The following is a 19,276-nucleotide window of genomic DNA, read 5'->3' as shown; positions in this document are numbered from 1 at the left end:
AATTTGCTTGCCGCTTCAATCTGCGGATGAGCGTTTGTTGTCAACGCAACGTAAATGCACGTGCTTCGGGTTGTGCTTAACCTGTTTTACTCCCCCATAGACCATAGACTGTGGAGGAGGAATTTTATGGAAGCACAGCCACTTGCTGCAAACTTAAGTTTTGCGCAACTCTTGCGCATCAAAGATGAGGCTCGCTACAAACAAGTACCCCTTGTTTATGCGCTCCCTATGCACAATTACACGCCTACTCAGGTGTTACGTGTGCTTAAAGGGATATCAACACATTGTTATTTACTTGGGTGTAACAGGCGAACGGAGTCAATTTTCAAATAACTTAGCCGACATGATTGCACTTATTAGGAAAAATACAAACCTTCCCTGTGTTATTGGATTTGGTATCTCTACCCCCGCGGCGGCAGAAGACATGGCTCGATTAGCCGATGGAGTAATTGTAGGATCTGTTATCGTAAAAATGGTTGGTCACTACCAACAAGATGCTCCTGGGCATGTTGGGAAATTTGTACATGCCATGAAAGATGCGTGCCGCTTGGCTTCTTAAAGCTTAACTCTTGAGACTAAATGCAATGTGTAGCTGGTTATACAAGTGTTAAAGCACCAACAAAGCATGTAAAAAAGTAAATGAGAGGGGTCAAATTGAACATTTAGTTCAACGAGACCCCTTTGAAAGATTGCAGATTACCTCTAATGAGCACACACGTAGTACCGTGAGCGTTTTACTAAGTCAATACTTTTGATACTACATGGTAAAACATGCTTATATGCATTCCTATTCATCTTTGTCACAAGACAATAAACGCTTGGCAACTTTATAAGCAACCGAAGGAGAAAATCCTTTTGAACAAACAAAGCGGACTATCTGAGCATAGGGATCACGAGCATGAAAAACTTTATGTTGACAGATGCGCCAAGCAGTTTGAAATTCGTCTTCTTCTAGTCCATAAGCGGCACATGCTTGATCGATGATCGAAGAATCTATTCCGCGCCGTCTGAGTTCTAACGAGATTTTCTTTGGTCCCCAACCACTAGCATGCTTTTGTTGAACAAAAATACGTGAAAAGCGAAGGTCATCTATTAAACCAACTTCTTGAGCATGACTGAGAATCTCTTGTACTAAGCTGTTTGAATACCCCAAACGAATAAATTTTTCTTTAAGTTCAAAATATGAATAATCACGCTGGTTGAGAGCCGTTTCTAGGAGCTGATGAAGCATGTTACGAGAAAGCACATCAATCTTTGTTCTAAGCTCTTCCTCTGAAGAAAATAAACATTGCTTGTTACGAGTAAGCGTGCAAAGCTTACGGCCCACTGCCACTGGCACTGAAAACTTAACCTCAGCACCATTTGGTTGAGAAACAATAATGTTTGCACGCTTTTTCGCTGATCGAGTATTCAAGGTATCACAGGTTAGCTTTGGAAATTCGACGCTCCATTTCCATGTAGTGTTATCTGTACACACGTCAAACTCTTTTCACTTCAATGATACCTTGCACATACTGAAAGCTTAAGGCAATAATTTACTTCTCTGCAGGCGCAGCTTCCACGGGAGCAGGTGCAACATCATCGTCAGCAAACTCTAAGCCGCAGGCAACTTTAACTTTATTGGTAAGTTCTTCTAATAGATCGGGATTTTGTACAAGAAATTCCTTAACAGCTTCGCGACCCTGACCCAAACGCTGTTCTCCATAGTTAAACCATGCACCACTTTTTTGAACAATGCCAAGCTCTGCGGCCATGTCTAAAACGGTTCCCTCTTTTGAAATGCCTGTTCCATACATAATGTCAAATTCTGCTTGCTTAAATGGAGGAGCAACTTTATTTTTTACAACCTTTACGCGTACACGGTTGCCGATCATATCGTTATTCTTTTTAAGGGTTTCAACACGACGAATATCCAAACGTACAGAGGAGAAAAACTTAAGTGCACGTCCACCAGGAGTGGTTTCAGGATTGCCAAACATAACACCAATCTTTTCACGTAACTGATTGATGAAAATACAGGTGGTTTTTGATTTAGATAAAGAACCTGCCAATTTACGCAATGCCTGACTCATTAAGCGCGCTTGAAGACCTACGGTTGTCTCCCCTATCTCACCTTCAATTTCGGCGCGCGGAACTAACGCAGCAACGGAGTCGACAACAACAACATCAATAGCACCTGAGCGTACCAACATGTCACAAATCTCTAATGCCTGCTCGCCGGTATCGGGTTGCGAAATTAATACTTCATCAATATCAACACCTATACGTGCAGCATAATTAGGGTCGAGCGCATGCTCTGCGTCGATAAATGCAACAACGCCACCTAAAGCTTGAGCCTCAGCAAGAATTTCAAGAGATAGTGTCGTTTTACCCGATGACTCAGGACCGTAAATTTCTATAATACGACCGCGAGGAACTCCGCCGATACCCAAAGCAACATCCAAAGAAAGCGCGCCTGTTGGTATAGCTTCAACTTCGAGATCTGGACCCGAATCCCCATACTTCATAATAGAGCCTTTACCAAAACGCTTTTCAATTTCAGCTGTAGTGGTTTCCAGCTGTTTATCGCGTTCTTCGCCATAGGTTTTTGCATGTATCTCACGTGAAACTTGCTTGGTTTTGCTCATGGCTTCTCCTTATATCGATTTATCCGACAGTATATAACGAACATGCGTTCTATGTCAATTACAGTTTTATAATACTCAACAAAACATGCACATAACTTGGCGCTAACTTGCACGATTAGAGAATAGCCACCATTCGGTCGACAAATGCAACAATACCTGGAACACAAACAGAAAAGATCAGCCAATACAAAGCACAAGCACAACAGATGTGCAGCTTAAAGCACAATCAGTCACTTATTGTATTTTGGAACAAGCATGAGCATCTTGTGCACCAAGATATTCATCAAGCACATCAGACATCATAGAGAGAGCAACCTTTGTGGTATATGCACGTACTGCAAATCTGGTGCCTTTGGCATGAATGCAGCGCAAGGTAGTATGCCAAGCAGAGCTTGCACAAATCCAAACGGTACCAACGGGCTTATGAGGCTCTTCTCCACCAGGTCCTGCAATACCAGTAACTGACACGCTTACATCGCTTAAAAACTTTTTACGAACGCCTAAAGCCATTTGAAGTGCGCAAAACGAAGAAACAGCACCTAAAGACTGAGTATCAAGCAGCGTTGACGACACCCCCAAAATGCGTTTTTTTATTGGGGTGGCATAACTAACGCATGAACCTAAGAAACACGAAGATGAACCAGGAACGGCTGTAAGAACTGTTGAAATCATGCCACCCGTGCATGATTCTGCGGTACTCATGGTTAATCCTGCTTGGTTAAGTTTTACAAGGACTTGAGAAGCCACATCAGTTAGATCTTGTGAAATTCCCACAAAGGGCTCAACCATAGCTTGATACGATGATTCATCAACCTGTCTATAGCTATCAGGTAATGCGGGTGTCTCTAAAGCCACATAAGGTACAAGAGTGCCCAGTTGTGAATTTTGATCATAGCTGCACTGTTTAAGAGCTTTTCCCATCTGTTATCACACTCCAGGACTTTACTACATAATCAATTCCCGACCAAACCGTAAGGGAAACAGCAAGAAGCAATTCAAAAAGACCAATAGACTGAATGACTATTTGGATATTGGCCCAAGGCAAGCAAGGTCGCAGTAAAAGTGCGCATATTGCCACTAAAGTGAGGGCTGTTTTTGCCTTCCCAAGACCAGATGCCGCTACCACAACGCCACGGGAAGCAACAAGCATACGAAGCGCAGAAATCAAAAATTCGCGGCTTACAATTACCATGAGCATCCAGGCAGGATAAACAGATTTTTCCAGTAAAAAGATGAGTGCAGTCACAACTAAAATTTTATCTGCAATAGGATCTAAAAATTTACCGAAAACCGTAATCTCATTACGACTTCGTGCAAGGTAGCCATCGAGTTTATCGCTTAATGACAAAATGACAAACACAAGAAACACTATAAGTGAGCCAAGGTCAAAACACGAACACGCACCAGGCTGCTGGGTTGTTTGCGCCATGGCATCACAAGGTATCAAGCACAAAACATTATTGTTCCATACATAAGACGCTAAAAGAGCCCAGATGGGAACAAGGACAACGCGTGCAATGGTAACAATATTAGCTGATGTCCATATTCTATATTCAGGTGCAGTAGTGTTTTGAGTGTTTTTCATCGGTGTTACACCAACTCTCCCACTAATTCATAACAATAGGCTTCTTTAAGTTTAACACGTACAACGTCACCAGGATTGGCGTCTGTATCTAAAATATGAACGCAGCCGTCGCAGTCTGGTGCCTGGAACCAAGCATGACCAATGCGCTCTTTATCAGGTGAATCCATGTCGATGCTGTCAATAATAACATCAACAACTTCGCCGACGTGTCTAGCAGTTGCTGCAAATCCAAGCTCTTCCGCAGTATCACGGAGTGTTTGTGTGCGCTCGAGCTTTGTGTCGGCGCTGATCTGATCACGCATTTTAGCAGCGGTTGTTCCAAGCTCTTGGGAATAAGAAAACACCGACATATAATCAAATTCTTCTTGTTTAAAGAAATCAACAAGCTCTGCTGCTTCTTCATCGGTTTCTGTAGGAAATCCTACCATACCGGTGGTACGCAGTACCATGTGTGGAATTTCATGACGCAAATGTGCAAAGAGCTTATGAAGCTGCGGAGCCGAACCACTTCGTCCCATCTTCTTTAAGAGACGCTCATTACAGTGCTGAATAGGAATATCAATGTAAGGCAAAACTTCAGGCGTATCGCGTATTGTAGCGATGAGGTCTTCGGTCATACCTTCGGGCTGCAAATAGAGTACGCGAATCCAAGCTTTATACGGACGAACAATGCGCGCTACTTCACGGAGCAGCCACGCAAGATTCATGTGCTCGCGTTGTGCGTCGGCTTTGGCAGAACTGCTTGCAAACGAAGGATCATGAAGACCAGAATCCTTTTTTAACGCAGAAGCCGCACCGCGTGACGATAAATCTTCTCCCCAAATACCTGTGTCTTGGCCGATGAGAATAATCTCTTTAACGCCACCTTCCATAAGCATGGTAATTTCAGAGAAAATTTCTTCTGGACAACGTGAGGCATAATGACCACGAATAAAAGGTATTGCACAAAATGCGCAGTATCTATCACAACCTTCAGAAATTTTAACAAACGCGCTGGTACCTTCTATAGTTCTGAGTGCACGTGCAGAGAGTTCTTGCGAAAAAGAGAACGTTGGATGCTCGATACCCAACACATCAGATACGATGCCCACAATGGAGTCCTCATCAGTAGCTTTCACGAATGCAGATACTTCAGGCAGCTCTTTATCAAGAGCAGCTCCGTAACGAGAAGGAACGCATCCGCACATAATAATCGGCAGTTTTTTGATGCCTGATGTTCTCTTTTGTGCTAAATCGAGGGTAACTTCAATGGACTCAGATGTAGCGGATTCCAAAAATGAGCAGGTATTAATAATAACCACATCGGCAGACTCAGCGTCACGGCTTTCTTCAAAACCGCTTTTAAGTAAAAGAGCACGCATGCGGTCGGTGTCAACCTGATTTTTAGCGCAGCCAAGTGTTACAAATAAACAACTTGCTTTAGGTTGTTTTGAAACACCTGACGGCTCAGCTGTTTTGTCTTTGGAAGATACAGCAGTTGAAGAAACATTTGATGGTAATGTGTCCTTAGATGTATTCATAATTAAAAAAGAAATCCTTTGTCCGAAAGTATAACCAATGAGCTAAACCTGCCATAACGCATAGCCATACAAGGATGTACATGCGTAAAATATGGGCTATGCTGGGTAAATAACTGCACAGAAAGTAAGCTTATCGATAATTAGTAAATTGCAGAGGCTGACCGTAATCTTGCTCTTTTAAAGCCGCAATAACTGACTGCAAAACATCACGAGAAGCAGAACTCACACGTAATTTCTCACCCTCAACTACAGCTTTACATTTAAGCTTTAAATTACGAATATCTTGAGCAATCTTTTTTGAGACTTCCTTAGAAATGCCTTGTATAAGACTTGCAGTTTGACGAACCGAAGCCCCAGAAGCACTTTGTGGCTTATTTACCTTAAGTGCTGATAAATCGATGGAGCGTTTAGCAAGTTTAGTACGCAAAACATCAATAACCTGCGAAGCAACGAATTCTGATGGAGCTTCAATGGTAAAGAGAGCATCTTGTTTAGAAAATTCGATGCTGGCGCCTGTTTGCTTGAGGTCATAGCGTTGCGTAAGTTCACGCGCACATTGCTGAAAAGCATTGTCTACTTCTTGCATATTTACTTCCGAAACAATATCAAAACTCGCTTCTTTGGCCATAACCTTTCCTTTCCTGTAAAAATTGCATGTACAATGAGTTTTACGCTTGTGGTCATAACGTAGTCAAACAACTAGTTATGAGTCTTTTTATTGGAAGATCCGTTTTGTTGCTTTTTCTGCTTTTGCTGGTTTTGCTGTTTTTGAGAAGAGCTTTGATCCTTCTTTTTAGAAGCATCTTTTTTCTGGGAAGCGTTGTTGGAATCAGCCGCATCAGATGAATTATTATCATCTCCATCTGATTCATCATCAGGTTTTGTGCCCTTAATGGTAACCGAGCCAATACCAGCAGTTTTTGTATCAAATTTGACAGGTGTTCCATTCTTTGTAACACGAACTGCACCAGGATTACTTACCTGAATAGTAATGGTATCGGTAACAACATAGCTTTGATCCCAAGGGCCTGTTACCTGTTGCGCTATTTGACTTTTTCCATCATTTACGATTTCAACCCAGCTCACTTCGCCGTCATTTACACTGACCTCAACCTCGGTTTTGTTGTGAGATTCTTCCTCTTCTTTTGCAGCTTTATCTTTAGCGGCTTGAGAAGCAACATCGTCAGCCTGAGCATCAGCCTCTTGCTTTTTTGAAGACGAAGACGTATCTGCCGCAGTAACCGTAACAGTTTTTCCTGATGAAAGCGAATTTTTAACACAGGAATTTATAGAGAAAATAATAACGCAGGATAAAAGAAACACACAGATGATTGCGCCTAGTATTCCCAGTCGTCGTGGATCGTCGAAAAACCACAATATAATATTTTTCCATAGAGGTTCAGTTGTTGCTTGACGAGAATTACGAGACGAAGAACCACGTCTGGATTGTCTTTGAACATGAGGACGTGTTGCAGGCGCAATATTGCGTGAACGCCTCCGTCCCATCTGCGATGACGCAGCCTCATATGGATGAGCTGCGTCATAACGCAGATCATCAACATAGTTATAATCAAGCGCAGATCTTGCTTGTACAGAATCGCTGTCATAACCCTCAGGCTCAAGTTGAGCGTTACGGTTGCGTCGCAGGTTGTTTTCTGTTTGGGTCATGTAGCTTGATTGACGATTAGTAAAAGGACGATCGAGATAGCTTCCACGAGAGCGCGGCGTTGATTGCATAAGTGATGAAGTGTTATAGCGACCGTAATGACGTTCTGGCAAACTAGATATCGTTGACCCAGTCTCGCGTGAATGAACTTCACTTGTGGTTGCAAAATCATGCATATCCCCTGCATATCCACCTGATGTTGGCAAAAGACCACTTCTGCCTTGAAAATCTTGAGGGGTTTTCGTAGAAATAGTACCGCTTAACTTTCTTGATGACATGCGCGCCGTGGTATCGATATCGCTTCCAGTTGCTCGTGCGCCATGAGTTGCTTCAAAAGCTTGTAAGTCACAGCTAAACTGACTCACAATTACACGCGTATTAAGCCCTAAATAACGAGCATATGAAGACAACATTCCTTGTGCGTATCCGCTTTTGGGTATAGAAGGAAAATCGCCATCTTCAAATGCCTGTAAAACTTGAGGCTTAAGACGCAAAACGCGAGACGCTTGTGCTATCGATAAACCAAGTTGACGTCTTCTATCAAAAAGCATTTCACTAAAACGTGGTCGTGACATTCTTAAACCTCCTTATAAGCAGCTTCTTGTGTTTTAAATTCTTCAAGTTGATCCTTATTCATAAGTACATCACGAGGCTTTGAACCATTGGGCGGGCCAACTATTCCTTTTGCCTCTAGCATATCCATAATTCTACCAGCACGCGCGTATCCAACACTTAATCTTCTCTGAAGATTTGATGTTGCTCCTTGTTGAGAATCAACTACGATTTGTGCAGCTTCCCAAATGAGCGGATCATCATCACTGCGGTCTTGCCCAGAGCTCGAAGCATTAAGCTGGCTTGGAATAACCTGCGAAAGAATCTCCTCGTGATAATCAGGCTCTGCCTGCGCACGGATAAAATCAACGACCGAATTAATCTCAGCATCAGAAGTATAACAGCCTAGCACACGTTTGGGCTCAAGTCCTCGATCCTTAAACAACATATCTCCATTGCCTAAAAGACGTTCAGCACCAGTTTCGTCCAAAATAACACGTGAATCTATACCCGAAGAAACCTTTAGAGCAACGCGTGAGTCAATATTTGACTTAATTAATCCAGTTACAACATTTGCACTTGGACGCTGTGTTGCCACAACAAGGTGAATACCTGCTGCACGAGCAAGTTGCGCAATGCGAACAATTGAAGCCTCAACGTCTTTTCCAGCAACCATCATAAGGTCTGATAACTCATCTATAATCACGACGAGATATGGAAGCGGATCAACGGTTTTTTCTTCATCATCAAATTTGCCCTGCTTAACCATTTTGTTGTAACTCAAAATATTACGAGCTCCTGCACGTTCAAAAAGCTTAAGGCGGCGCTCCATTTCTGAAACCGCCCATTGCAAGGCCGAAGCTGCTTGGCGTGGCTCCGTAACAACTGGCACATAAAGATGTGGCAAACCGTTATATGCACTAAATTCAACGCGTTTAGGGTCAACCATAATAAGACGTACCTGTTTAGGTGTTGTCCTCATTAAAAGCGACATAATCATCGAATTGATCATAACCGACTTACCAGAGCCCGTTGTTCCTGCTACCAGCATATGTGGCATTTTAGAGATGTCGGTAATAACAGGTTTTCCGCTTGAATCACGACCAACTGCAACTTGCAAAGGACCACCTGTTGCAAAAGGAAGTACATCTCCTAAGCAAACATTTTGACGTACTGCATTAGGAATTTCGATACCAACATAGGAAGTACCCGGAATAGGTGCAAATATACGAACTTTTTCGGCGGCAAGGGTGAGCGCAATATCGTCTTCAAGATTGCGAATTTTATTAACGCGTTCGCCCTCCCCCATTTCAACTCGAAACGTTGTAACAAGGGGACCCGATACATAATCGACAACTGTGCTATGTAAACCAAATTCAAGCAGCGTTCCCTGCAAGCGCTCCATAGTATTTTCCAAATCTTGAGTGCTCGAAGCGCTTTGCGCACTTTTGGGATTAGAGTTAAGCATTGAAAGACTTGGCAATTTATAATCTGAGTCACTATCACCAGGACGCGTAACTGCAGGCTGTTTGGTGTGCATAACAGACGCAGGTGTTGCATCGTGGGTTTGTGTAGTAGCTGCTGCCTTGGTTGAGCGTGAAGCCGACGCACTCATACCACGTAAGGTTTTTGAGACAGATGAAGTTTCACAAGCAGTATCATGGGCATTTTTTGCAACTTTATTTCTAGGCTGTGTAGGAATATGTTGCGCCGAAGACGCCAAATGAGGTGTACGCAAGAACTCTGGAATATCATCTGCGGGCGTATCAGCTGTTTCCTTATCATTTTGCACGTGTTCTGCCGATTTTTGTTGAACCACTTTATCATTTTGGGTATGAAAAGGTATAAGTTTTGATAAAAATGGCTGTTTGGACGTGCCTGGAGTATCGTTTTCATCATGTGATGCATGAGATGCCGCTGGCGTAATAACATTGCGTCTGAGTAATTCTGTTTTTTGAGCTTGAGACTCTTCTGTTGAATTTTTGGTTTCAGAAGCTGTAACAGCAGACGCTACACGAGGTGTGCGCTCAAGAACGGTTGTCTTACGTGCGCCTAAAAATGTTGTTTTCATATCATCAGCATCTTGAGAACGTTGAGCCCTTGAAGAAGCAACGTGCGGCGAATCTGCCGACATTGCATAATGATTGTCCTCAAAAACAGAAGGATGACGTTGCATGATTTGAAACACGTGTTCACAGAAATCATGTAATGATGCCACCAGCACATTCAGTAGTGTTGAAAGAGGTAATCCGCATATAACAGCACCAATAAGAATTGTGCTGCACATAAGTGCAAGGCCAACAACTTTGCCTAAGTATTCATACAGTATCCAGCCAATAGCTGCGCCGCAGATACCACCTTGATGCATAAAAACTTCTGAGCTTAGGATAAAGTCGCGCGTTGCGTAAGGCTCAATACAAATAAGTGTTACCGAAGCAAGCAGACTCAAAAATATAAGCGCCAACCCAACGCACACTCGTGAAAAGCGAATGCGCTGATTATTGGTAAAAAATGTATAGCTAAGCACATACAAAGCGTACGCCAAAAGTTGAGCACAAACACCAAAACAAAATTCAAGTGCATCTTTAAAGCCTTTTGTAACCAATGCTTGTGTTCCTATAAACAAAGAAAAAAGGATAACCGTAGCAACGGTAGCAATAAGGATGCCTATAATATCGCGAACTGGCGCAGAAAGTTGATTTGTTTGTTGAGTATGTTTAGTTCGTTTAAGTTTTCTTCCTTGTGCCTGAGCCATTTAAACCTCCATAACCACAGGAATGATCATGGGACGGGTACGAGTTTGAGACCACAGGAGCTGAGAAAGTGCTCGACGAATACCTTGTTGATATGACTCTATGGTTACATTTTCATGTTGTGCTTTTACTTCAACATAGTTTTTAATGGAGTTAAGCGCCTCTTGTGAAATGTCGTCCAAATTAAATGAAACACCACGGCATGACAGCTCAACATCGGCCAATTTATGCTGATTGGTAACAGTTGCAACACAGAAGAATATACCATCGCGCGAGAGTTTTTGACGGTCACGGAAAACAACAGGATTAGCATCGGTTACTGATAAACCATCAACATAAATAACGCCCGAATTGACAGGATCTCCCCAACTTAACTTATGATTTTTAAGAATGAGTTCGTCGCCATTATCAGCGATAAATATGTGATCGGGTTTAATGCCCATCCTTTGTGCAAGTTTAGCATGCTCGCGCTGGTGCACTGCCTCACCATGCACGGGAACAAAATAGCGCGGATGCGTCATAGCAAGCAAGAGTTTAAGTTCTTCCTGACTTGCATGACCCGAAACATGCACCAACGTTTTACTGCGGTCATAGACATCGCAACCAGTTTTTGATAGAAGGTTTATAACTCCTTGAACACTTTTTTCATTGCCAGGAACAGGTGTGGCCGAAATGATAACGGTATCAGAGGCGGTAATCGTTAAGGACTTATGATCTCCGGTTGCCATGCGCGCAAGTGCGCTCATGGGCTCACCTTGACTACCAGTACACATAACTACTATTTTGTCGTCTGGGAGCGTATCTAGGTCAAATGCGTCGATAATATTATTGGGAGAAATTTTTAAGTAACCTAAGTCACGCGCAATACGCGTGTTGGTAATCATAGAGCGACCCGTGACTACCACTTTTCTTCCCACAGACACTGCAGCGTCACATACCTGCTGAATACGATGGATGTGACTTGAAAATGACGCAACAAAAACACGACCTTTTGCATTTTTTATAATATGGCGCAACGATGGCCCAACACTTGATTCAGACGGCGTAAAACCAGGACGTGTTGCGTTCGTTGAATCGGCAAGTAATACGTCTATACCCTCTTCTGCAAAGCGACAAATCGCATTGAAATTGGTTGTAACGCCATCAATAGGAGTTTGATCAAATTTGAAATCACCTGTGTGTAAAAAGCTACCTGCAGAAGTCTTTACATACATTCCCAAAGCACCAGGAATAGAGTGTGTAATTGAGAAGAAATTAACTTCAAACGAACCAAGCTGAATGCGATCACCATTTTTTACTTCACAAAGCTTTGGACTTACAACCTTGTGCTCGGCAAGTTTGGCGTTAATGAAGCCTAAGCTTAGTTTGCTTGAATAAATGGGAACTTTACGATGAAGATCGGCGAGCAAATATGGGATAGCGCCAATGTGATCTTCATGTCCGTGGGTAATAAGAATTCCACGAAGCTTATCAGCATGCTCAAGAATATAAGTGTAATCTGGAAGAACAAGATCAATGCCAGGTTGATTGTCATCGGGAAACATAAGACCACAGTCGATAACGATTAAATCGTCGCCGCATTCAAATGCAGTCATGTTTTTACCAATTCCATCTAAACCGCCCAATGGAATAATCTTTAAAGCTTTAGTTTTTTTTGGCATATATAGAAAAACCCTTCTCTAGAAATTGATCCAAAATGTAATCATATGCCGCTGCATATGTTAAGTTGTAAATTAAGATGACTAAATAAGTAAGTAAAAAGTCATACGTTTATTGTACCTGAAATTAGCTTTATCAATGAAAATATCGTAAAAAAAAAGAGTCGCAAAAATGCGACTCTTTAAAAGTTAAACCAATTAAAACTGCTGCAAAGATTCAAACGAAAAACAAGCAAACCTCGTTAGTTAGTCTTCGTCATGAACTTCGTGATGACGACGCAGTTGTCTGTGAGAAGAAGGAGCAGAAGCATCTTCTTTCAGTGAAAAATGTTTGTGCTGAGCACGTGGGGTATATGGACGAGCTGTGCGTGCTTCCGGTGCATGAGCATGTTGTTCGTCTTTTTGAGCAAGTTCGGGCTTATCAAGACGGTCAAGAGAAATTTTACCCTTATCATCAACGTCTAAAACGCGAACGCGTACTTCATCGCCAACGGATAGAACGTCCTCAATTTTGTTAACACGACCTTGTGCAACACGAGAAATGTGTAATAAACCATCTTTTCCAGGAAGGAGCTCTACAAATGCGCCAAAGGGTTGAATACCTACAACGCGACCAGTGTACTCCTCGCCGACTTCTGGAACTTTAATAATTGCCAAAATACGATCTTGTGCCAGTTTGCCAGCGTCACCTACACCCGAAATGAATACACTACCGTCTTCTTGAATCTCTACGGTTGCACCCGTTTCGTCTTGAATAGCGCGAATGACTTTTCCGCCCGAACCAATAACGTCGCGAATATTATCAACAGGAATTTTCATGCTGATAATTTGAGGAGCTGTTTCTTTCGTAGAAGTACGTGTTTGAGGAACAGCAGCCAACATAGCATCAAGAATGTGCATACGACCTTCGTGAGCTTGTTTGAGGGCTTGACGTAGAATTTCTGGCGTTAATCCAGTAGCTTTATTGTCCATTTGCATGGCGGTAATACCTTTTGTGGTACCAGTAACTTTAAAGTCCATATCGCCAAGGAAGTCTTCCAAACCTTGAATATCGGTAAGAACAACTGTCTTGCCTTCTTCTTGAATAAGACCCATAGCAACTCCAGATACAGGACGCTTAATAGGAACACCTGCATCCATAAGAGCAAGAGTAGAGCCGCAGGTAGAAGCCATAGAGGATGAACCGTTAGACTCCATAACCTCCGAGACAACACGTATTGCATAAGGGAATTCTTCCTCAGAAGGAATAACGGGCAGAAGGGCTCGTTCAGCAAGATTTCCGTGACCAATTTCACGACGTTTTGGTGAGCCTAAGCGACCAGTCTCGCCTGTGCAATATGGTGGGAAATTATAGTGGTGAATATAACGCTTACCTTCAGTAGGTTCTATTGTGTCAAGGCGTTGCCATTCGCTCAGCATACCAAGTGTTGCAATTGAAAGAACTTGTGTCTGTCCACGTTGGAACAAGCCTGAACCATGAACTAACGGTAAATAGTCACCTTTTACCATAAGCGGACGAACTTCAGTGGCGCTACGACCATCGACACGTTCACCAGTTTCTACAACCATTTTACGCATAGCATGTTTTTCAAGACTTTTAAGCTCGGCAGGAATCGCAAGTTCCCATTCTGCTTGCTCGTCTTCTGTAAACTCTTCCACGATTGAAGCTTTAAGTGCTTCAACTTTATCCATACGGCTGAGTTTATCAGCGTCTTTTAAGGCAGCACTCATCTCGTCAAAGTGAGCAAACACACGATTGTGAACCTCTTCAATGGGTTCATCAAGCTCGTAGCTCTTCTTTTCGCATACGCCATTAACAGCTTCATATTTAGCAAAGAAGTTTTTCTGCTCAGCACAAAATGCTGCGATAGCCTTTTGGCCAAATGCCATAGCGTCAAGCATATCATCTTCAGAAATTTCCTCGGCACCAGCCTCAAGCATGGAAATAAATGTTTCTGACCCTGCAAGTTCAAGATCAAGATCAGAGTTTTTGCGCTCTTCATAAGTTGGGTTAACGAGATACTCGCCCGTAGTTTTATCACGACCAATGCGAACGCACGCAAGCGGTCCTTCAAAAGGTACACCACCTGTATACATAGCCGCCGATGCACCCATAACGCAAATGGTATCAACTGGATGAATTTGATCTGCAACTAAAGGCATCGCAACAATTTGGACTTCGTTTCTAAAACCATCAGGAAAAGAAGGACGAATTGGACGGTCGATCATACGAGCAGTAAGCGTTGCTTTTTCGGTTGGACGAGCTTCGCGCTTAAGATAGCCGCCAGGTATACGACCAACGGCATACATTTTTTCGATAAAATCAACCGTAAGTGGGAAGAAGTCATAATTTTTGCGTTCTTTTGAAACAACAACGGTAAGATTAACGGTAGAATCGCCACATGATACTAAGCATTGACCAGTTGCTTGTTTTGCAAGCTCGCCTGATTCTAGTTTGTAGTGTTTGTTGTACAGATCGAATTCATAGGTAACTTTTGACATAAAATCCTCGATTATCTCCTTCTACCCCATTGTAGAAGGGCTTGCCCTCTGTAAAAAAGCACCCAAAGTGGGTGCTTTTTATACAACTATTGAATGTTGTCACGAATACCCAAGCTCTTAATAAGGCTACGGTATGTTTCAACATTTTGTCGTTTGATATAACCCAAAAGGTTACGACGTTTACCAACAAGCATCAGCAAACCACGACGAGTGTGGTAGTCGTGCTTGTGAAACTTAACATGCTCGGTAAGGCCTTTAATGCGCTCGGTAAGCAGTGCAACTTGTACACTTGCAGAACCTGAGTCTTTCTCGTCCTTACCAAATTGCTTGATAAGCTCTGCTTTACGCTCTTTTGAAACTGCCATAGGAGTTTCCACCTTTCTGTAAAAAATTTGCCTTAAACTGGGAAAGCGTCAAGGTGTAGACCACAATCCAAGTTGAAGGTACGAACCTATAAAAGAATACCATCTTTTTCTTGTAAAGCAAAGAAAGTTAACCAAATACATACAGTTTCATGCTTTTCGGCTTTGTAGATAGCATTTATAGACGTATAAATTCGATGGAAAGCTTCGTCATATAAACAACACCACATATTGCAACTTACTCCCCTATGATGGGATGTTTTAAATCTGGAGAAAGAACTCAAACGCACGAAGACGCACGTCCAAATGAGTAGCTGCCCATTGATGTGCCAGAAGTCCTAAGTTATACATTGTTTTTGGGTCATAATCGTTATGTATGATCTTGTCAAACACATTTCTCAACATGAATTCTAAAAGCTGAACTTCTGAGGGCGTTATTTCTGAAAGACCATCAATATCATGAGCACAACTTGTACATATGCTGCCCCCCGAAGTAGCAGAAAAATAAGCAATATCAGCTTCTCCGCAGTAAATGCACGAAGAAAGGATGGGTCGATATCCTTCGTGCGCTAAAACTTTAAACGTGTAGGCAACAACTAATGCCAACAACGCGGTATATGAATTAATGGTCTCGCATAAGCTGAGCGCGCGCGAGCAAATGTTAAACATAAAGGGATTGGGCAAATCAGGAAACGTTGTATAACGTGCAAGCTCACAAACCACACAGGCTGCGGCAAAAGCATCAGGGAGCTCGCGCAATGTTTTATGCGGACAAATACTCACAGCTTCTTGAACAATATCTAATGAAGCACCCTCAGCTAAGAGAAAATCAGCTTCATGAGCAAATTCACAAACGCCCGCAAATCTTCCACCCGGTTTAAGAGCACCTTTTGCAATTGCTTGACGCTGCGTTCCATCATCACAGACAAGTGTGAGTATTCTATCTTTTTCTTTGAGCTTAGTGCGGTGATCAATAATAAGCGCGTGCTTTCTAATGAGTTTTCTTCGATTCATGAGCACCCAATCTGTGCTTTGCGTGTAACGCTAACGTATGCATGGTTTATAGGTTTTATATAAGAGCATGTCAGGTTTACCTACCGTGTACATCAAAAGACAAAAAAATCCAAAAGCTAGGCTAATCTTGGTGTACATAGCCTAATTTTTTAATCTCCGAAGCATCTTTTCGCCACAAAGGCACAACGCATACCACTAAATCTAAAAAGACACGTGCCCCCAATAATTTTTCTATATCCTTACGAGCCTCAACGCCAATTTTTTTAATAAGCGCTCCACGTTTTCCGATAATAATAGCCTTTTGTCCTTCACGTTCAACGATGATTTGCGCGCGAATTGCACAGACATCATGATGATGCCATTCAAATTCCGACACATCAACAGCAACGCTATGAGGGATTTCATCACGGGTAAGATTAAGAACTTTTTCGCGGATAAACTCTGCAATCAAATCTTTATCGGACATATCAACATCCATATCAGCTGGAAACCAATATGGACCAGCTGGAAGATGCTTACGTACAATTTGCAAAAAGGTATCAACGTTAAAGTTTTTACGTGCGCTTACCACCAGTGTTTCATCATAATTTGCAAGCTTTGAAGCCGCTTCAAGTTGTTTTGTAACAGTTGCAGCATCAACTTTATCTGCTTTGGTAATTACCAGTAACTTAAAAGGAGCAGAGCTCTGTTGAATATGATGAGCAACCCATGCATCGCCGCGCCCTACTTCTTGAGACACGTCGATTAAATGAGCAACTACGTCTACATCCTTAAGTTCGGCAAGCGCAGTTTGATTGAGCTCTTTGCCTAAGGCATCTTTAGGCTTATGTAAACCTGGAGTATCAACAATAACAATCTGAGAGTTGTCATCGGTAAGAACTGCACGCATGCGCCTTCGTGTGGTTTGAGCCACACGAGAGGTAATTGCTATTTTTCCTCCGTAGCATGCATTTAAAAGCGTTGATTTGCCAACACTTGGTCTTCCTACCAAACTTACAAAACCGCTGGTAAACACAAACGTTGCTCCTTTGTATTGATCTACACCAATTAAATAAAACTCTAAAGTAACCCTAAAGCTCGCAGGTATAAGCCTAAACCAACAACACCAACCATCAGGCATAATACCCAAACAGCAGCTGCTGCAATATCTTTTGCTTTCCCTGCAAGAGGATGAAACTCCGGAGACACCAAGTCGACAACTGCCTCGATTGAGGTATTAAAAAGTTCGGCCGAAATTACGCAGCCGCAACACAAAATATAGATACACCAGGCAAGTGCATCAAAACAAACGAGAAAACCCAATACACATCCTATAACACCAGCTACAAGCATAACTCGAATATTGCGCTCTTGATGAATAGCTGAGCGAAACCCCTGAATGGCAAATAAAAATGATCGTCTAAAATTGGGATGTGTGGGATGTTTGCCAGGGATCATAGCTACTCTTCCCCACGATGTCTGGTAAGCGTAACATGGCCTACATGACGGGTTGTACCAACTTCTAAAAGCAGGCGATCTTCGAGTGCTTCCATAACCTGTGCTTCATCGTCTGTTAGGTGATCATATCCTAGTAGATGAAGCATACCGTGTATCAAAAGAAGTCTGCACTCGTCTTCATGCGCCATATGGAAAGAATCTGCTTGATGTGCAATATAATTAGGAGCAAGAACAATGTCACCCAATTCGCAAACTTCTCCGTTTGCTAAATCAGGGTCATCGGGGCGTTCACATTCTAAGGAAATAACATCAGTTGGTCTATCTTGATTGCGCCACGTTTTATTAAGCGTGTGAATATGTTCGTCTGTCACAATGGAAATCGAAACATTACAGGAACGTTTTACCTGTTGATCTTGCAAAACGTAGCTGCAAATATGCATCATTTCGTCTTCTTCTAATATGCTGTCTACTTCTTCGTCGCAATAAAAGTTATACGAATGTTCCACCATGATCCACCTTTAGTTTTGTTAAACATACACGCTATTATACCAATATATACCTTACGACTCCCCCACAACGCGAGTTTTAGTAGAGATCTTAAGATCCAAGCTTTTCAAACGCATCGTAGGCATCAACAATAGAAGCAACTAAGCTATGTCGCACAATATCATTTCTGTCAAGCGTTACAAAAGCAATATCGCCAAGGTTGCCTAAAATCTTTTGAGCCGAGATAAGTCCACTTGTTCCAGCAAGATCCTTTTGCGTGATATCTCCAGTTATAACAAAGCGAGAACCAAAACCAAGTCGCGTTAAAAAGAGCTTCATTTGCGCATGTGTGGTATTTTGCGCTTCATCCAATATAACGAATGCATGGTTAAGGCTTCTTCCTCTCATATACGCCAAAGGCGCAATTTCGAGTGTACGATTTTGAATCCAGGTACCAACGGTTTGTGTTCCTTCTAAATCTATAAGTGCATCATAGAGTGGTCGAATATAGGGATCTAACTTGTCTTGCAAGGTGCCAGGCAAAAACCCAAGTGATTCTCCAGCCTCGATAACAGGGCGTGTGAGAATAATGCGCGATATTTCGTGATTTTTTAAAGCGCGGAGTGCAAAAGCAAGTGCTAAATACGTTTTCCCCGAACCTGCAGGCCCTGTTACAAAAGTTATGCTGTTATGTTGAATTGCCTGACAATACTTTTTTTGACCTACGGTCTTAGGTACAACAGCGATACCTTTGCCGCTTGTATATACAACAGACGCATCCAAAGATTCAACTTGTTTATCTGCGTGAAAATAATCGTCAATAAGTAGGCTAATTTCATCAGATGAGGGATGCAGATCTTGTTGCAATAAGCTTATCAGCTCATGAAGTACATGTAATGCTGCGTCAGTTGACGAAGCGCAGCCCTCAACAGTTAAGCGATTATGGTATACGCGCAAAGAAACGCCTAAGTGAGATTCAAGCAAACGAAGGACACAATCTCGTGTGCCAAATAGTTCTGCAAGATTTATGTCGCATGGAATGATAAGTTCTTTTTTTATAACTTCCATAGCCATCCTTTGCATATGTAAAACAGTTGTTAGCCAACCTGTCAAA

The 19,276-nt window shown here is 42.4% G+C and carries 17 protein-coding genes; 1 reads left to right on the top strand and 16 read right to left on the bottom strand.

Translation table 11 applies throughout. The annotated features are described in order from the left end of the window. Positions 1-259: 259 nt before the first annotated feature. Positions 260-559 carry a tryptophan synthase subunit alpha gene (locus AC1DBT_RS00255; RefSeq protein WP_480018131.1) on the top strand — a complete coding sequence of 100 codons (300 nt, stop codon included), beginning with the start codon at positions 260-262 and terminating at the stop codon, positions 557-559. Between the two features lie 228 nt (positions 560-787). Here AC1DBT_RS00255 and AC1DBT_RS00250 read toward each other — a convergent pair whose 3' ends face one another. The 16 genes from AC1DBT_RS00250 to AC1DBT_RS00175 form a co-directional block, all read right to left on the bottom strand. Then, positions 788-1,477, bottom strand: coding sequence for a regulatory protein RecX (locus AC1DBT_RS00250; RefSeq protein ID WP_480018130.1), 690 nt, complete (start codon positions 1,475-1,477; stop codon positions 788-790). A gap of 58 nt (positions 1,478-1,535) precedes the next feature. Beyond that, positions 1,536-2,627 carry a recombinase RecA gene (gene recA / locus AC1DBT_RS00245; RefSeq protein WP_480018129.1) on the bottom strand — a complete coding sequence of 364 codons (1,092 nt, stop codon included), beginning with the start codon at positions 2,625-2,627 and terminating at the stop codon, positions 1,536-1,538. A 234-nt stretch (positions 2,628-2,861) separates the two neighbouring features. Continuing rightward, positions 2,862-3,548 carry a CinA family protein gene (locus tag AC1DBT_RS00240; protein WP_480018128.1) on the bottom strand — a complete coding sequence of 229 codons (687 nt, stop codon included), beginning with the start codon at positions 3,546-3,548 and terminating at the stop codon, positions 2,862-2,864. Further along, positions 3,532-4,212, bottom strand: a complete 681-nt coding sequence (pgsA, locus tag AC1DBT_RS00235) for a CDP-diacylglycerol--glycerol-3-phosphate 3-phosphatidyltransferase (protein WP_480018127.1) — start codon at positions 4,210-4,212, stop codon at positions 3,532-3,534. The genes AC1DBT_RS00240 and pgsA overlap by 17 nt, the downstream gene beginning before the upstream one ends. Before the next feature lie 5 nt (positions 4,213-4,217). Continuing rightward, positions 4,218-5,732, bottom strand: coding sequence for a 30S ribosomal protein S12 methylthiotransferase RimO (rimO, locus tag AC1DBT_RS00230; protein ID WP_480018126.1), 1,515 nt, complete (start codon positions 5,730-5,732; stop codon positions 4,218-4,220). A 130-nt stretch (positions 5,733-5,862) separates the two neighbouring features. Further along, positions 5,863-6,360 carry a YajQ family cyclic di-GMP-binding protein gene (locus tag AC1DBT_RS00225; protein ID WP_416436589.1) on the bottom strand — a complete coding sequence of 166 codons (498 nt, stop codon included), beginning with the start codon at positions 6,358-6,360 and terminating at the stop codon, positions 5,863-5,865. Between the two features lie 71 nt (positions 6,361-6,431). Next, entirely contained in the window at positions 6,432-7,973 is a 1,542-nt protein-coding gene (locus AC1DBT_RS00220) for a helix-turn-helix domain-containing protein (protein WP_480018125.1), read from the bottom strand. Positions 7,974-7,975: 2 nt separating this feature from the next. Further along, the gene (locus tag AC1DBT_RS00215) at positions 7,976-10,705 is read right to left on the bottom strand and encodes a DNA translocase FtsK (protein WP_480018124.1); all 2,730 of its coding nucleotides are present in this window, start codon (positions 10,703-10,705) and stop codon (positions 7,976-7,978) included. Continuing rightward, a complete protein-coding gene (locus AC1DBT_RS00210) occupies positions 10,706-12,364 on the bottom strand; it encodes a ribonuclease J (RefSeq protein ID WP_276790188.1) in 1,659 nt (552 codons plus the stop codon). It lies immediately after the preceding gene. A gap of 243 nt (positions 12,365-12,607) precedes the next feature. Beyond that, complete coding sequence (locus AC1DBT_RS00205) at positions 12,608-14,863, bottom strand: polyribonucleotide nucleotidyltransferase (protein WP_480018123.1); 2,256 nt, start codon at positions 14,861-14,863, stop codon at positions 12,608-12,610. An 86-nt stretch (positions 14,864-14,949) separates the two neighbouring features. Then, on the bottom strand, positions 14,950-15,228 hold the full coding sequence (gene rpsO, locus AC1DBT_RS00200; protein WP_480018122.1) for a 30S ribosomal protein S15: 279 nt from the start codon (positions 15,226-15,228) through the stop codon (positions 14,950-14,952). A gap of 258 nt (positions 15,229-15,486) precedes the next feature. Next, positions 15,487-16,239 (bottom strand): DNA repair protein RecO, encoded by a 753-nt coding sequence (gene recO / locus AC1DBT_RS00195; protein WP_311444124.1) that lies wholly within the window; start codon positions 16,237-16,239, stop codon positions 15,487-15,489. A gap of 121 nt (positions 16,240-16,360) precedes the next feature. Next, positions 16,361-17,254: a GTPase Era gene (era, locus tag AC1DBT_RS00190; RefSeq protein WP_480018121.1), complete on the bottom strand. Its 894-nt coding sequence runs from the start codon at positions 17,252-17,254 to the stop codon at positions 16,361-16,363. A 44-nt stretch (positions 17,255-17,298) separates the two neighbouring features. Beyond that, positions 17,299-17,676 carry a diacylglycerol kinase family protein gene (locus tag AC1DBT_RS00185; protein ID WP_416436594.1) on the bottom strand — a complete coding sequence of 126 codons (378 nt, stop codon included), beginning with the start codon at positions 17,674-17,676 and terminating at the stop codon, positions 17,299-17,301. A 2-nt stretch (positions 17,677-17,678) separates the two neighbouring features. Beyond that, positions 17,679-18,185 carry an rRNA maturation RNase YbeY gene (gene ybeY / locus AC1DBT_RS00180; RefSeq protein ID WP_480018120.1) on the bottom strand — a complete coding sequence of 169 codons (507 nt, stop codon included), beginning with the start codon at positions 18,183-18,185 and terminating at the stop codon, positions 17,679-17,681. Between the two features lie 88 nt (positions 18,186-18,273). Continuing rightward, positions 18,274-19,230 carry a PhoH family protein gene (locus AC1DBT_RS00175; protein ID WP_480018119.1) on the bottom strand — a complete coding sequence of 319 codons (957 nt, stop codon included), beginning with the start codon at positions 19,228-19,230 and terminating at the stop codon, positions 18,274-18,276. Positions 19,231-19,276 lie beyond the last annotated feature (46 nt).

The sequence above is a fragment of the Fannyhessea sp. C0108B2 genome (genome assembly GCF_056583915.1).
The sequence above is the reverse complement of the archived record's forward strand: the minus strand, read 5'-3'. Positions and strand labels throughout refer to the sequence as shown.